The following is a 15826-nucleotide window of genomic DNA, read 5'->3' as shown; positions in this document are numbered from 1 at the left end:
TACGCGATTACGCGAACACGACCGTCAGTGCCAGGCCTGCGTGAATTCGGCGATCACGCGCGACAGGTGGGCGCGCATCGCGTCGCGCGCCCCGTCGGCGTCGCGCGCCATGATCGCCGCGAAGATCCGCTGATGATCTTCCTGCGACGCCTCGCGCAGCGCGGTCGAGTGAAAGTGCTCCTCGATCTTGTCCCACAGCGGATCGCTGCGTGCGCAGTCCCACATCGCCGTGACCATGTGCAGCAGCACCGTATTGCCGGTCGATTCCGCGATTCGCAGGTGGAACTGGCGGTCGGCCGCGTCGTATGCGGCCTTGTCGTTCATCTGCTCGCGCATCGTGGTCAGCGAGAAAAACAGGCGGTCGAGATCGGCATCCTTGCGTTCGGTCGCCGCGAGCGCCGCGATTTCCGCCTCGATCAGCCCGCGCGCGCGCAGCGTCTCGATCGGCCCCGGCCCGCGCGGCACGTCGAACGTCACCGGTCGCGCGGCATCGGCCGCCGACACGTAGATGCCCGAGCCGATCCGCACCTCGACGATCCCTTGCACTTCGAGCGCGATGATCGCCTCGCGCACCTGCGTGCGGCTCACGCCGAACTGGTCGGCCAGGCTGCGCTCCGACGGCAGCCGTGCGCCGGCTTTGAACGCGCCGGCAGCCACCATCGCGTGAATCTGCCGCGCAAGGCCGATATAGGAGCGGTCCGCGGCATCGGTGTCGCGGCTGGCGGACAGGCTGGAAAGATCGGTCATCGAAAGGCTCGCAACAGGCTGCGCCGCTGCGGCGCTGGATCGCCGAAATGGTACACCAATTTGGTCCGAAGCCGGTGCGGCCTGCCGGCGAGCCCGACCAGCCGTTTCCTCGAATGTCACGCTGACCATCGTTCCCCCTCAATAACTGGTAAACCACTATCCCACACAATTGGCATACCAATCATAATCCCGACACCGATGACGGGCCGGCACGCCGCCGCCCGGTCGTCCACCGCATGAACCGCCAGCCAGGAGCTGCTCCAGTGAAGATGTCTTTCCGTTGGTACGGCGAGTCCGATCCGGTCTCGCTGCAATACATCCGCCAGATTCCCGGTGTCACGCATATCGTGTCCGCGATCTACGACGAGCCGGTGGGCGCGGTCTGGCCCGTGCACAAGATCGACGCGCTGAAGGCGACGATCGAGCGCGCGGGCCTGCAGTTCGACGTCGTCGAATCGGTGCCCGTGCACGAGAACATCAAGCTCGGCAAGCCGACCCGCGACCGCCTGATCGACCACTACCGGCAGACGATCCGCCATCTCGGCGCGGCCGGCATCCGCGTCGTCTGCTACAACTTCATGCCTGTGTTCGACTGGACGCGCACCGAGCTGTCGAAGACGCTCGACGACGGGTCGACCTGCCTCGCATTCAGCACCGACGCGGTCGACCGGATCGATCCGAACGACGGGATCGCACTGCCCGGCTGGGATTCGAGCTACCGGCCCGAACAGTTGCAGGCGCTGCTCGCCGATTACCGCGATATCGACGAGAACGCGCTCTGGGCCAACCTCGAATACTTCCTGAAGGCCATCATTCCGGTCGCCGAGGAAGCCGGCGTGAAGATGGCGATCCATCCCGACGATCCGCCGCGCCCGATCTTCGGGCTGCCGCGCATCGTGAAGAACCGCGACGATCTCGCGCGGATCGTGCGCATCGTCGACTCGCCCGCGAACGGGCTGACGCTGTGCTCGGGCTCGCTCGGCGCGGGCCCCGAGAACGATGTCGAAGCGCTCGTGCGCGAATTCGGCGCGATGGGCCGGATCCATTTCGCGCACATCCGCAACGTGAAGGTCGACGCGAACGGCGATTTCGAGGAAACCGCGCACCTGTCGAGCTGCGGCTCGCTCGACATCGCCGCGATCGTGAAGGCGTATCACGACACCGGCTTCACCGGCTACGTGCGCCCCGACCATGGCCGCATGATCTGGGGCGAGACGGGCAAGCCCGGCTATGGCCTCTACGACCGCGCGCTCGGCGCGGTCTACCTGAACGGCCTGTGGGAAGCGCTGGCGAAGTTCGATCACGCGCCGCAAGCGTCGCGGTAATTCGCCCTTCGAGGCGGCCGGCGCAGCGGATCGCCGGTCGTCCACCACGATATTCCGCGCGGAGACACCTGCATGCCACGCATCCGATGGGCCATGATCCTGATGTGCTTCCTGGCCAACGTCATCAACTTCATCGACCGCGCGAACCTCGCGATCGCTGCGCCCAGCATCCGTGCCGACCTCGGCCTCGACGCGGTCGGCATGGGACTCGTGCTGAGCGCGTTCTTCTGGACCTATGCGTTCCTGCAATTGCCGGCCGGCTGGTTCATCGACAAGGTCGGCGTGCGCGTGAGCCTCGCGCTGGCCGTCGGCTGGTGGTCGGTGTTCACGGTCGCGACGGGCGCCGCACGCGGCCTCGCGCAACTCGTCGGCGTGCGGCTGATGCTCGGCGTCGGCGAAGCGGCCGCGATCCCCTCGTTCGCGAAGGTCGCGTTCAACTGGTTTCCGCGCAGCGAGCGCGGCCTGGCCAGCAGCATCTTCGACAGCGGCTCGCGCGTCGGCTCCGCGCTGTCGCTGCCGCTCGTCGCGTGGCTGATCTCGATCGTCGGCTGGCGCGGGTCGTTCGTGATCACGGGCGGCATCGGCATCGTTTGGGCGCTGGCATGGTGGTTCGTCTATCGCGACCCGGAACGCTATCGCGCGATCGCGCCGGACGCCGTCGATGCGCTGCTCGCGCAACGCGGCGCAGCGACGGTTGCGTCCGCAACCGACAGCCCGAAGGTGTCGTGGCTCGACCTGTTCCGCTACCGCACCGTGTGGGGCATGATGATCGGCCTGTTCTGCCTGAACTTCGCGATCTACTTCTTCATCACGTGGTTCCCGAGCTACCTGTTGCAGTCGCGCGGCTTCTCGCTCGCGTCGCTCGGCACGTGGGGCATGCTGCCCGCGCTGCTCGCGATTCCCGGCGGCTGGCTCGGCGGCTACGTGTCGGACAGCCTGTTCCGCCGCGGCTGGAGCGCCACCGCCGCGCGCAAGACCTGCCTCGTGCTCGGCATGCTGCTGTCGTCGTCGATCGCGCTGTCCGCGTTCGTCGAAAGCGTGTGGGCCTGCCTCGGCCTGTTCGCGCTCGCGTATGCGAGCCTGTCGTTCGCCGGCGCCAACGTGTGGACGCTCGTCGGCGAAGTCGCGCCGACGCCTGCGCACGTCGCATCGCTCGGCGGCATCCAGAACTTCGCGGGCAATCTCGCGGGGATCTTCATCACGACCTTCACCGGCGTGATGCTGTCGATCACGAAAGGCTCGTTCGTCGTGCCGCTCGCGGTGGCGGGCGCGCTGTGCGTGGTCGGCGCGCTATCGTACCTGTTCATCGTCGGCAAGGTCGAGCCGTTGCCGCCGCTGCGGCGCGGCAGCAACGGGCGGAACGTCGAGCCGAACGCGGCCTGACGCAGCGGGACGGCGCGGCCGAAACACCCGCGCGTTCCTTTTGGGGCCGCGCATCGGACAATGAGCCGCGCCCGCCGGCGCGGCGCCGCCTCGGCTCGCGTGCGGCGGCGAACGCCGCGTGCGTGTGAATTTCCGCCATCCGTGGAGCCGCGACATCGAACGCGCGATCCGCGTGCTCGGCGAACTGGTCGCGCAGCCGTCGGCACGCAAGGCCGGCCGAATCGCACGACGAGCGCGCTGCGCCGGCTGCGTCACGGCCATGCAGCCGATCGGCACGCGGGTTACATTGCAGGCCTCCCCGCCCTTTCACGATTGCTCATGAGCCCACTGCCTTACCTCGATCACGACGCACTGCTGAGACTGACGGCCGAAGCGGCGCACGTCACGCAGCCGTGCACGTGCACGAAGACATCGCTCGCCGGCTGGACGACTCTACCGCTGTCGCTGCCGGACACGCAGCTGATCGAAGTGGCCACGCTCGCGCCGCCGGGCGACGCGGAGCCGACCTACTCGGAACATCATCCGGCCGGCACGCGCTACGCGTCGGACGACGCGCCGATCGCGCTGCGCCATTTCCCGTACAACCGCTGCACCGTCGGCCGCTGCCGCGCGTGCGGCCGCCTGTTCCTGCGCTACCAGGAAGGCGGCGGCTACTTCATCGACCAGCGCATCCGCGCGCTCGATCCGGCGCTCGTCGTCGACGCGTGATCGCGGAACGCACGGGTGTTCGAGCGTGATGTTCGGCGACGATGCCGAGCTCGCGACCGCATGACGGCAGCTCGACCGGTTTCCGGGTTTCCATCAGCGCGATGCGAGAACGACCATGCCGCCGCAGGACGCGGCAGCGCAGGCAGGAAAATGAAACGGGCGGCTCGCTGGCCGCCCGTACAATGAACCGGAAGCAAACCGGCCGGCGCCCGCCGTCGCGCGGGCGCTGCCGGCGGTTAGTGCGCCGCTGCCGGCTTGCCGAATGCGCCGAGGATCTTCTTCTCGAGCGCGATGTAATCGCGGCCGAAATGGTGATCGCCCTCCGTCCTGATCACGTCGGCGCCCGTGTTTGCCAGCGCCGGGCACATCGTGTCCTTCTCTTCCGCGCCATAGAAGCACTGCACGAGTTGCGGCGGCACCTTCGCGATTTCCGGCGCGACCTTCAGCGCGTTGTCGCTCGCGGGCATGCCGAGCCAGCCCGTCACGCGGATCTGGAAATCGGCCGACGGCGCGAAGCCGAGCAGCGACATCACTGCGACCTTGTCGCGCAGGTCCGCCGGCAGCCGGTTGTACGCGAACGGCATCACGTCGGCGCCGAACGAGTAGCCGACCAGCGCCACGCGGCTCGCATGCCAGCGCGCCATGTAGGTGCGCATCACGCGGGCAAGATCGCGACTCACCTGCGCGGGCGGCTTCTCGCTCCAGAAATAACGCAGGCTGTCGATGCCGACCACCGACACGCCGTCGCGCTGCAACGCCTCGGCGATCGTCTTGTCGAGATCGCGCCAACCGCCGTCGCCCGAGATCACGATCGCGAGCCGGTCGCTGCCGCCCTTGGCCGGCAGCTCGACGAGCGGCAGGTCCGACACGTCGAGCTCGTCGCTGCTGCTGGTGTCGCGCAAGTGCGACGTGACGAGCGACACGAGCTTCGCGGTGTCGCCCGCGGCAGCCGTTTCGACGAAACCCGGCATCGCGCGGCGCACGATCGTCGGATCGGGCGGGCACGGCTTGAAGCGCGGATCGAGCTTCGCGGCCGGCCCCACCGCGACGACGCCGGCGATCGTGTTCTCCGGCGCCATCGACAGGATCTGCTTCGCGATCGCGCCGCCCTGGCCCACGCCCGCGACGATCGGCGTGAAATAGCGCGACGACTGCGCGAGACGTTCGAGCTGATGGCTGACCGCCTCGGCGTCGCCGTCGAGGTGATGGCAGGTCTCCTGCTTCGCGGCGAGGTTCGCGGCGTAACGCCCGGAGTCGACGCCGACCGTCATCGCTCCGGCTTTCGCGAGCGCGTCGGCCGCCTGCTGATCGGCGGCATGCCAGCCGGCCTCACGCGAGAACAGCACGACGAACCCGCGCAGCGGCCCGCTCGGCTTGGTCACGGTCACGGGTCCGTAGCGGCCGCCGGACACGGTTTCGGCTTTCACGGCGGCCGGCTGCGCGGCGCACGCGGCGCCGGCCAGCATCATTCCCGCGCAGGCGGCTGCCGCCCGCGCGATTACCTTCTTCAACATCATGAACGCCGACCTCCAGCCAGCAATGACAGATCCGCAAGCGTGACGAACACGCCGACCGAGCCCGAGGCCGCGAGATAACGCGGCTCCCAGTGCGGTTCGAACTTGCTCTTGAAAGCGCGCAAGCCGCGGAAGTTGTAGAAGCGGCCGCCGAAGCGCCAGACCATCAGGCCGAGCCGGTGGAACGGCGACGGCATCTTCGCCGCCCCCATCCCCGAGAACGGTGCGATGCCCAGGCTCAGCTTGCGGAACCCCGCTTCCTTCAGATGCAGCGCGAGCTGCGTAAACAGGTACTCCATCGCGTACGGCGATGCCTCCGGCAGATGGCGCATCACGCCGACCGTCGCCTCGGTGTTGAGGTCGGTCGTCATGAACGTGACGAACGCGATCGGCTTGTCGGCCTGCCGCACCAGCATCACCGACTGCGTCGCGAGATAGCCGTCGTGGAACGCGGCCACCGAGAAACTCTTCTCGCGCGCATCGCGACTGTCGAGCCAACCGTCGGAGATGCCGCGCAGCGCCGGCAACGCGGCCGGCACGTCGTCCGGCGCGATCACCTCGACCGCCAGCGCATCCTTGTCGCCGCGGCGCAGCGCGTAGCGCAGGTGCGAACGGTTCGATCCTTTCAGATCGAACTGATCGAGCGCGATGTGCGCTTCCTCGCCCAGCTTCATCAGCGTGAGCCCTGCGTCGAGATACAGCGGCAGCGCGTTCGCGCGCACCTGGTAGAACGCCGCGCGGCCGCTGTGCGCATGCGCGAGCGCGATGAACTTGCTGATCAGCGCCGGCCACTCTTCACGCGGCCCGACCGGGTCGTGCAGTGCGGCCCACGTGCGGCCGTTCTTCGCGTACATCAGGAACGCGCGGCGCGACTCGGAGAACAGGAACGACTTGTCGCCCATCAGCGCCAGGCCCGCATCGCTGCACTCCTGCGCGCGGATGATCTGCTCCGCGTCGACCAGGTCCTGCTCCGCCGGCTTCACGAAACGACCGGGCGCCGGACGCAGCAATTGCCAGAGCGCGAACAGCGCGACGAACACGCCGGACGCGAGCGTCGCGCGCAGCGCCCGCGGCGCGCGGGCATCGAACGAGAAGTGCGACCACAGCTCGCGCGTGTAAGGCACGTCGCGGAACGCGAAGAACAGCACCCACACGGCCAGCATCAGCACCATCGCCACCGACACGAACCAGCTCACCGTGAAGCGCTCGGCGAGCAGCGAAGAATGACGGTTGAACCGGCGACGGCTGACGAGCAGCAGCACGAGCAGCGTCCCGAGCACACCGGCCTCGACGAACGCGAGGCCCTTGGCCAGCGACAGCGCGAGGCTCGCGAGCGTCAATGCGAAGGTCATCCACCAGGCGCCGTCGAGCCGGCGCAGCAGCCCGCGCGCGACGAACAGCAGCGCGACGCCGAGCACGCTGCAGATCACCTGCGAGCCTTCGAGCACCCACAGCGGCACGATGTGGCGCAGGATCGCGATCCGGTGCCAGAACGCGGGCGTCGCGCTCGAGATCACCAGCATCCCGCCGACCGCGAACGTCACGAGGCTCAGGAACACCGGCGCGAGCTGCGACACGCGCACGGCCTGCCGCGTCACGAGCCGGCGCCGCAGCGCGCGGCCCTCGAACCCGGCCAGCAGGCCGGCCGACAGCACGAGCGGCACGCCGAAATAGATCGCGCGATAGGCGATCAGCGCGGCGACCATCGCGTGCGCGGGCACTTCGCGACCGAGCGTGAAGACCATCGCCGCTTCGAACACGCCGATCCCGCCCGGCGTATGGCCGATCATCCCGAGCAGCAAGGCGGCCGCGTAAACGGTAATGAAGGTCGGGAAGCCGACGGGCGCCGCCGGCAGCAATACCCACAGCGTCAGGCCCGCGGCAACGACGTCGAGCACCGCGTAGACGACCTGCGCGACGAGGTCGCGCCGCGCCGGCACGTCGAACGACAGCCATTTGAAGCGCGTGACGACCGGGCGCGCGGTGTTGCCGCACAGCACGACCAGCGCGGCGAGCGCGACGAGCAGTGCAGCGCCCGTCCACGTGAGCACGCCGGGCGCGACGTGCAGCATCGCCGCGAGCGCCTCCGGCACGCAGACCATGCCGACCGCCGTCATCAGCACCATCGCGAGCGCCAGCGTGCCGCTCGTGAACACCGTCATCCGGCCGATCTGGGCAGGCGTGACGCCCGACACGCCGTACACGCGAGCGCGCACCGCACCGCCCGTCAACGCGCCGAAGCCGGTCGCATTGCCGAGCGCGGAACCGGCGATCGCGCCGATCCACAGCGCGATGCGCGGCACCTTGGCCGCGACATAGCGCAGGCCGACCGCATCGCGGGCGACGAGCGCGAGATAGCTGAGGGCCGTCGCGGCCAGCGACGCGCCCCACTCGCCGACGGACAGGTGACGCAACTGGCGGATCACCGACCGGTAGTCGACGGATTCCGACAGATGCTGGAAAACCACGATCAGCAACAGGCCGATGCCGAGCGCGAGCAGCGGCGACAGCACGCGCTCGTTGCGGATCAGCGCCCGGGTACGGGCGATCGCCGCCGCGGCACGGCCCGGCGACCCAGGGTGGCGGGAAGACATAGGTTGTTCAGTGGTGGTGCATAGCGTGTCGCGGCGCGGGATGGCCGGGCGGCGACGTATCTGGTTGTTCTGCGTGGGCGCCGGCCGAAGACGGGCTCGGAGCGCCTGGATCAGAACTTACGAGTATACGGAATTAATATTACAGAATCTTTCACGTCGGCTTTGTGCGGATTTGTGGTTTCTCGCACATCAAAACGCATAAAGAGACAGTGCGTCCTACGAACGCAAGGTGCGCATCATACCGGGAACCGGGGCGGTTTTTTCATCGGATGAATGACTTGTCGTCCATTTGGGAAGAATCCGCCGGATGGGCTCTACCCCGCGAGGACGAACGCGTCGCGTCGCGAGGCTTTACCGGAATGGGGGCGGATTGATTTGGACGTCCGCGCCAGCGCGGAAACATCCTGCCTCCCTTACTTCGCCCGCTCATGCTCCCCCAACCCGATCGCCTTGTAGTCGTAAGTCGGATAGAACTCCGTCCGGTACACCCCCCAGGCCGTATCCTCGAGCACGCGATTGACCTCGCGTAGCCGCGACGCCGGCAGTCGCAGCACGACGATCTGCCCGATCCCCATCGTCACCGTCCAGCTCACCACCTCGACACCCGGCGGCGGAAACGCCTTGTAGAACCCCTGCTTTGCAAGCTGCGCATTCAGCTCCGCGAGCGGGCGCGATTCGTCGTGTTTCAGGAAGACGGTCAGCAGTACCGCGTTGTCGGGCGTGGCGACAGCCGAACCGGCCGGCACTGTCGACGCCTGACCGACGGCCGGCGCGCCGGAGATCGCGGCCGCCGCCAACGTTGCGGCAATCACGAGCGTTCGAATCGGAACATGCGGGAATACGGTCATCACGCGACTCCATGGCTTCGTGGCTGGAGCCGTCATCATGCACCGCCGGATCCATTGCTGCAGTGAGCCACGCCGATGCGATTACGCCGCGTCCGCGCCTTCGCGCTCGCGCAGCAGATCGATGAATGCCCGCAGCTTGGCCGGTACATGCTTGCGGTTCACGTAATACAGCCACATCGGCGGCAGCGTCCGGCACGCGCCGGGCAACACCTCGACGAGCGTCCCGTCGCGCAGATCCTGCTCGATCCGCTCGCGCATGAACGCGAATGCAATGCCGATGCCCGCGCGCGCCGCGTCGATCACCGCATCCGCGTCGTTGGTCACGAATGCGCCGTCGGGATCGAGATCGACGTCGCGGCGCCCATCGCGCAGCAGCCACTTGTGCAGGCGCCCGCTTTCCGAAAAGCGGAAGCGGATACACGGATGATCGCCGAGATCCGCCACCGCCTCCGGCGTGCCGTGCCGCGCCAGGTAGTCCGGCGACGCGACGAGCGCGCACGACAACGCGGGGGCGATTCGCACGCCGATCATGCCCGGCTGCAGCCGGTCGGCAAGACGAATCCCCGCATCGAATCCGTCCTTCGCGATATCGACGAGTTCGTTCTCGTAATGGATCTCGAGCCGGACCTTCGGGTAGCGGCGGCGGAACTCCGCCAGCATCGGCGCGATCACGAGCGTGCGCGCCAGCGGCAGCGCCGTGATGCGCAGCAGGCCGCTCGGCTCGCTGCGTGCGTCCTTCAGTTCTTCCCGCACCTGCACGACTTGCCGGTACGCGGGCTCCGTCTGCCGCCAATAGCGCTGCCCCGCTTCCGTCAGGCTCACGCCGCGCGTGCTCCGGTTGAACAGCTTGACGTTCAGTTCGCCTTCGAGTTGCCCGATCGCGAGGCTGACCGCGGCGGGCGTCAGGCCGAGCGCGGCGGCCGCCCGGGTGAAGTTGCCGGACGTCGCGACACTCATGAAGACGTGCAGCCCGGCCATCGGATCGCGTCGGCTCATCATTAGAAAAACTTAAAACTCTTTCGAGCGGAATGGCGATTCTCCCATATAACCGGACTGCCTAAACTGGCCCTGTCGTCCAATCGGAGCCCCGCATGAACCCGTTCAGCACCTCACTGCCGCTTGCAGCCGCCCAACGCACGATCGACGCAGGACTCGCGCATGCCGCCGCGTGGCAGATCGCGGGTGTCGCCATCGCGATCGTCGACGCCGGCGCCAACCTGCTCGCATTCGCGCGCACCGACGACTGCTTTCTCGGCGCGATCGACCTCGCGCAGCGCAAGGCGCTGACGGCGATCCGCTTTCGCGCGTCGACCGCGTCGCTCGGCGCGATGTCCGGCGTGGAGGGGTCGTTGCGCGGCATCGAGCACAGTCACGGCGGGCTCGTCACGTTCGGCGGCGGCGAGCCGCTCATCGACGGCGACTGGCGCTGCGTCGGCGCGATCGGCGTGTCGGGCGGCAGCGTCGAACAAGATGAAGCGATCGCGCGAGCCTGCAGCGATCATTTCCTGGCAACACTCAACCGCAAGGAGTAGGCACATGGCACAAAAACGCATCCTCATCACCGGCGCGGGCTCGGGCTTCGGCCTCGAAGTCGCGCTACGGCTCGCCGAACGCGGCCACGAAGTGACGGCCGGCGTCCGCGCCGCCGCCGAGATCGACGTCGTGACGAGCGCCGCCGCCCGACGCGGCGCGACGCTGCGCGTCGTCAAGCTCGACGTCACGTCCGCGTATGACCGGACCCGCGCGGCCGATGTCGAGGTCGACGTGCTCGTCAACAACGCCGGCGTCGGCGAAGCCGGCGCGCTCGTCGACCTGCCGATCGAGATCGTGCGCGAACTGTTCGACGTCAACGTGCTGGGGCCGCTCGAGCTCACGCAACAGATCGCGCGCGGCATGCTCGCGCGTCGCCACGGCAAGATCGTGTTCGTGTCGTCGATTGCCGGGTTGATCACCGGCCCGTTCACGGGTGCGTACTGTGCGTCGAAACATGCGGTCGAATCGATCGCCGAGGCGATGCATGCCGAACTGGCGCCGCACGGCATCCGCGTCGCCGTCGTGAATCCCGGCCCGTACAGCACCGGCTTCAACGACCGGATGATGGAGACGCCGCAACGCTGGCGCGATCCGGCCGTTCACACCGTGACGCCGGAAAAGCTGAGCTTCCCGCTCGAACAACACGATCCGGAGGAAATGATCGCGAAGATGGTGGACGTGATCGACGGCGACGGCGGCGCGTTCCGCAACCTGCTGCCGCGGTCGGCGGAGGCATTCGTCTGCGCCGAGCAGGCGCATGCGTGGGATCGCCAGCAGTAAGGCAAACCGGCGGCGGCAGACGGTTCATGCAGAGGTAACACGCCAGCCGCCGGCCACGCCACGTCACGCCACGCGCAGCGTTCGCCATCGACGGCGTCCCGACAGCCCGGCCTGCCGGCGGCCGACGCGCGGCCAGCCGCCGCACGGAGCCCGCGTGCCGGCGCGGCGGCATCAAGCCGCGCCGCCTGCGTTCAATACACGTCCCGCATATAGCGCCGTGCCTTCGAAAGCCGCGCGACGTAGTCGTTCGCGGCTTCGTCCGACATCCCGCCGTGCTCGGCGACGACCGCCTTCAGCGCCGTATCGACGTCCTTGGCCATCCGCGCGGCGTCGCCGCACACGTAGAAGTGCGCGCCTTCCTCCAGCCATGCGAACAACTCGGCGCCCTGTTCGCGCATCCGGTCCTGCACGTAGACCTTGTCGGCCTGGTCGCGCGAGAACGCGAGATCGAGCCGCGTGAGGAACCCGCTGTCGTGCATCGCGCCCAGCTCGTCGCCGTAGTAGAAGTCGGTCTGCGCGTGCTGCTCGCCGAAGAACAGCCAGTTGCGCCCTCGCGCGCCGCGCGCCTGCCGCTCGTGCAGGAAGCCGCGGAACGGCGCGACGCCGGTGCCCGGGCCGACCATCACGATCGGCACGTCGCCGTTCACCGGCGGCCGGAAATGCGCGGATTTCTGCACGAACACGGGCACGCGGCCGTCGTCCGCGCGATCGGCGAGGAACGTCGACGCGACGCCTTTGCGCGCGCGCCGGCCGTTGTGATAGCGCACGGCCGACACGGTCAGGTGAATCTCCCCCTCGTGTGCGCTCGGGCTCGACGCGATCGAATAGAGGCGCGGCTGCATGCGCTTGAGCATGCCGACCAGCTCCGCGCCCGACAGCTCGACGGGGTATTCGTGCAGCACGTCCGCAAGCTGTTGCCCCCACAACCATTGCTTGAGGTCGGCCTTGCGATCGTCGCCGAGCAGCGACTTCAGCGCGCCGTTCGCGCTGCGCGATGCGATGAAGGCCAGCGTGTCCGGATGCGGGCGCGTGATGTCGAAGTGGCGCGCGAGCGCATCGCCGAGCCGGATATCGCCGATGCCCGCCACCGACACGGGCGCATCGGCCTTCAGCGCGGTGACGGACAGCAGTTCGTCGACCAGTTCCGGGCAGTTGGTGGGCCATACGCCGAGCGCGTCGCCGGTTTCGTATTCGAGGTTCGCGCCCTGGGTCGACAGCGACACATAGCGCGTGTCTTTCGCGGCGCCCGGCCGGTTCAGCCGCAGGTTCGCGACGAGCTTCGACGGCGCCGGATGCGCCTTCGTCGGCAGCAGGCCCGACGGGCTTAACCCGCCGGACGGCACCGCGTGCAGCGCGGCATCGGCCTCCTTGATCCGCGCGACGACGCGCTCGAGCCACTGATCGGCATCGTGCTGGAATTCGACGTCGCAATCGACGCGCGCACACAGGCGCGCCGCGCCGAGTTCCGCGAGCCGCGCGTCGAGCCGGCGGCCATGGCCGCAGAACTGGTCGTAATTGCGGTCGCCGAACGCGAGCACCGCGAAATGCACGCCGTCGAGACGCGCGGCGCTGCCGGCCTGCAGCGCGTCCCAGAACTCGCCGCCGTTGTCGGGCGCATCGCCGTCGCCGAACGTGCTCGTCATCAGCAGCACGTATTGCGCACCGGCGAGCGACGTGACCGGATAGTCGGACATGCACGCGGTGCGGATCTCGAAGCCCGCGTTCATCAGCTTCGTCGCGTAATCCTCGGTCAACGATTCGATGTTGCCGGTCTGCGAGGCCCACAGCAGCACGACCTTCGGGCGCGTGCGCACGATGCGCACACCGCCGGACGCGGCGGCGTCGGCCGGCAGCGCGGGCGCCACGGCAATCTGCGCACCGGCCGGCAGCGAGCGGCTGAACAGCCCCGCGAGCATGCCGTCGAGCCAGAACCGTACGGGCGGCGTCAGCGGCGCGCCGGCCGGCAGCACGGGCACGCTGCCTTCGCGACGGCCGGCGCTCGCCTTCAGCCCGCCGACGAGGCCGGCCACGTACAGCCGTTCGGTGTCGGTCAGCGGCGGCGGCGCGAGATCGGCGACGCGGAGCGCGGCCGCGAAACTGTCGATGTCTGCCATGTCGGATTCCTGTGAAGCAGTGGCCTGCACCATCGCCGGCGCGAGCCGCGCGTCGTCGGCGCATGCATCGGGTCGCGCGGTGTCGTCGTCGGTGGACGCGAACGCGTCGGCCTCGACGCGCGTCAGCGCGACCGCGCAGTATTTCAGTTCGGGTTGCTGCGATTCCGGGTCGATAGCGTCGTTCGTCACCGCGTTGATGCACAGATCGTCGCCGTATACGTCGTTCCAGTGCATCGGCGCGAAGCAGTTGCCGCGCCGCACGCGCTCGGTCACGACGGCCGGCAGCACCGCGCGGCCGCGCGCCGAACGGATCTCGACGCTGTCCTTCGCGGCGATGCCGAGCGCGCTCGCATCGTCCGGGTGCAGTTCGACGAACGGGCGCGGGTTCAGCTTGTTCAGCATCGCGACCTTGCCCGTCTTCGTCATCGTGTGCCACTGATGTTGCAGCCGCCCGGTGTTCAGCACGATCGGGAACGTGTCGTCGGGCAGCTCGGCCGGATCGACGTGCGGCCGCGCGAAAAAGCGCGCCTTGCCCGACGACGTCGGAAACGCGAGGCGCGGGGCGTCGCTGCCGTCGGCCGCGGTGCGCGGCGTCTGGCTCACGCCGTCGTTCAGGTAGCGGATCGGGTGCCGCTCGCACGCGGTGCCCGGCGCGACCGGCCACTGCACGGGCCCCTCGCGCAGCGCCGCATGGCTCACGCCGCGCAGGTCGTAGCCCGTCGCCGGATTCGAGAAACGCACGATCTCGTCGAACACGTCGGCCGCCGACGCATAATCGAACGCATCGCCGAAACCCATCGCACGCGCGACTTCCGCGACGATGCGCCAGTCGGGCAGCACGTCGCCGGGCGGCGCGATCGCGGCGCGCATCAGCGTCATGTTGCGCTCGGAGTTGATCATCACGCCGTCGCCCTCGGCCCACAGCGCGCCGGGCAGCAGGATGTCCGCGTAGCGGTTGGTCTCGGTGTCGAGGAACGCGTCCTGCGCGATCACGAGCTCCGCCGCCTGCAGCCCGGCGATCACGTTGCGCCGGTTCGGCACGGTCGCGACCGGGTTCGTGCAGACGATCCAGCATGCCTTGATGTCGCCGGCCGCCATTCGCGCGAACAGATCGACCGTGCCTTGGCCGGTCTCCTTGCGCAGCGTGCCGGCCGGCACGCGCCACAGGTTCTCGACGAAGCGGCGGTCATCGTCGGATGCCACCGAGCGCTGGCCCGGCAACCCCGGCCCCATGTAGCCCATCTCGCGCCCCCCCATCGCGTTCGGCTGACCCGTCAGCGAGAACGGCCCGCTGCCCGGGCGGCAGATCTTGCCGGTCGCGAGATGCAGGTTGCAGATCGCGTTGGTGTTCCACACGCCGTGCGTGCTCTGGTTGAGCCCCATCGTCCAGCAGCTCATCCATTCCTGCGCGTCGCCGATCCATTGCGCGGCCGTGCGGATGTCGGCTTCGGCCAGCCCCGTGATCTCGGCGACACGCTCGGGCGTGTAGTCGGCGAGGAACGCGGGCATCGCGTCCCAGCCTTCGGTGTAGGCAGCGATGAACGCGGCATCCGTGCGGCCGTTCGCGTGCAGCAGATGCAGGAGCCCGTTCGTCAGCGCGAGATCGGTGCCCGGCCGGATCTGCAGGAACAGGTCGGCCTTGTCGGCGGTGCCGGTGCGGCGCGGATCGACGACGATCAGCTTCGCGCCGGCCTTCACGCGATCCATCATCCGCAGGAACAGGATCGGGTGGCAATCGGCCATGTTCGCGCCGATCACGAAGAACAGGTTCGCGCGATCGAAATCCTGATACGACCCGGGCGGGCCGTCGGCGCCGAGCGACTGCTTGTAGCCGGTGCTCGCACTCGCCATGCAGAGGCGCGAGTTCGACTCGATGTTGTTGGTGCCGACGAAGCCCTTCGCGAGCTTGTTCACGAGATACTGCGCCTCGATCGACATCTGCCCCGACACGTAGAACGACAGCGCATCGGGCCCGTGCGTATCGAGCACCGCGCGCAGCCGCCGCGCGGTCTCGGCGATCGCGTCGCGCGCCGGCAGCGGCACGAGGTCGTCCTCGCGCGCGCGTCGCACGAACGCGCGGTCGAGCCGCCCCGAGCGGCGCAGCGCGACGTGCGCCGACGAACCCTTCGTGCACAGCCGCCCGAAGTTGGTCGGATGGTCGGCGTCGCCGGACACCTTGACGACTTCGCCGTCCTCGACGTGCAGCACCATCCCGCAGCCGACGCCGCAGTACGGGCACACGCTCTTGACGGGGGTGGCGGTCATGCGTGCTCCAGAGCG

Annotated in this window: 11 protein-coding genes and 1 pseudogene; 6 read left to right on the top strand and 6 right to left on the bottom strand. The window is 68.6% G+C overall.

Annotation, left to right across the window (positions count from 1 at the left end):
- Positions 1-24 precede the first annotated feature (24 nt).
- Positions 25-747, bottom strand: a complete 723-nt coding sequence (locus C4B30_RS03380) for a FadR/GntR family transcriptional regulator (RefSeq protein ID WP_105131723.1) — start codon at positions 745-747, stop codon at positions 25-27.
- 263 nt (positions 748-1010) lie between these two features.
- On the opposite strand from C4B30_RS03380, the gene uxuA reads away from it, so the two are divergent.
- The 4 genes and pseudogenes from uxuA to C4B30_RS35790 all read left to right on the top strand — a co-directional run.
- Positions 1011-2072, top strand: a complete 1062-nt coding sequence (gene uxuA / locus C4B30_RS03375) for a mannonate dehydratase (RefSeq protein ID WP_199779034.1) — start codon at positions 1011-1013, stop codon at positions 2070-2072.
- Positions 2073-2144: 72 nt separating this feature from the next.
- Complete coding sequence (locus tag C4B30_RS03370) at positions 2145-3455, top strand: MFS transporter (RefSeq protein WP_027780781.1); 1311 nt, start codon at positions 2145-2147, stop codon at positions 3453-3455.
- A 318-nt stretch (positions 3456-3773) separates the two neighbouring features.
- Positions 3774-4163, top strand: coding sequence for a hypothetical protein (locus tag C4B30_RS03360; RefSeq protein ID WP_105131721.1), 390 nt, complete (start codon positions 3774-3776; stop codon positions 4161-4163).
- Positions 4164-4176: 13 nt separating this feature from the next.
- Positions 4177-4317: pseudogene (locus C4B30_RS35790) on the top strand (DUF934 domain-containing protein); the annotation flags it as partial.
- An 82-nt stretch (positions 4318-4399) separates the two neighbouring features.
- Here the strand turns inward: C4B30_RS35790 and C4B30_RS03350 are convergent.
- From C4B30_RS03350 to C4B30_RS03330, 4 genes are all read right to left on the bottom strand, one after another.
- Entirely contained in the window at positions 4400-5680 is a 1281-nt protein-coding gene (locus C4B30_RS03350; protein ID WP_105131720.1) for a virulence factor family protein, read from the bottom strand.
- Positions 5677-8271 carry a bifunctional lysylphosphatidylglycerol flippase/synthetase MprF gene (gene mprF, locus C4B30_RS03345; RefSeq protein ID WP_105131719.1) on the bottom strand — a complete coding sequence of 865 codons (2595 nt, stop codon included), beginning with the start codon at positions 8269-8271 and terminating at the stop codon, positions 5677-5679. Before mprF ends, C4B30_RS03350 begins: the two co-directional genes overlap by 4 nt.
- Positions 8272-8684: 413 nt before the next feature.
- Positions 8685-9119, bottom strand: coding sequence for a hypothetical protein (locus C4B30_RS03335; protein WP_105131718.1), 435 nt, complete (start codon positions 9117-9119; stop codon positions 8685-8687).
- A gap of 81 nt (positions 9120-9200) precedes the next feature.
- Positions 9201-10115: a LysR family transcriptional regulator gene (locus C4B30_RS03330; RefSeq protein ID WP_027780786.1), complete on the bottom strand. Its 915-nt coding sequence runs from the start codon at positions 10113-10115 to the stop codon at positions 9201-9203.
- Positions 10116-10210: 95 nt separating this feature from the next.
- Here C4B30_RS03330 and C4B30_RS03325 point away from each other — a divergent pair, with 95 nt between their 5' ends.
- Both C4B30_RS03325 and C4B30_RS03320 read left to right on the top strand, forming a co-directional pair.
- Positions 10211-10651 carry a GlcG/HbpS family heme-binding protein gene (locus tag C4B30_RS03325; protein ID WP_105131717.1) on the top strand — a complete coding sequence of 147 codons (441 nt, stop codon included), beginning with the start codon at positions 10211-10213 and terminating at the stop codon, positions 10649-10651.
- A gap of 4 nt (positions 10652-10655) precedes the next feature.
- The gene (locus C4B30_RS03320; RefSeq protein ID WP_105131716.1) at positions 10656-11432 is read left to right on the top strand and encodes an SDR family oxidoreductase; all 777 of its coding nucleotides are present in this window, start codon (positions 10656-10658) and stop codon (positions 11430-11432) included.
- A gap of 191 nt (positions 11433-11623) precedes the next feature.
- On the opposite strand, the gene C4B30_RS03315 is transcribed toward C4B30_RS03320, so the two are convergent.
- Positions 11624-15811 carry a bifunctional nitrate reductase/sulfite reductase flavoprotein subunit alpha gene (locus tag C4B30_RS03315; RefSeq protein WP_105131715.1) on the bottom strand — a complete coding sequence of 1396 codons (4188 nt, stop codon included), beginning with the start codon at positions 15809-15811 and terminating at the stop codon, positions 11624-11626.
- Between the last annotated feature and the right edge of the window lie 15 nt (positions 15812-15826).

The sequence above is a fragment of the Burkholderia sp. BE12 genome (genome assembly GCF_002959955.1).
Classification (GTDB): domain Bacteria; phylum Pseudomonadota; class Gammaproteobacteria; order Burkholderiales; family Burkholderiaceae; genus Burkholderia.
Note: the sequence above shows the minus strand (reverse complement) of the source record. Positions and strands in the feature narration are given on the sequence as shown.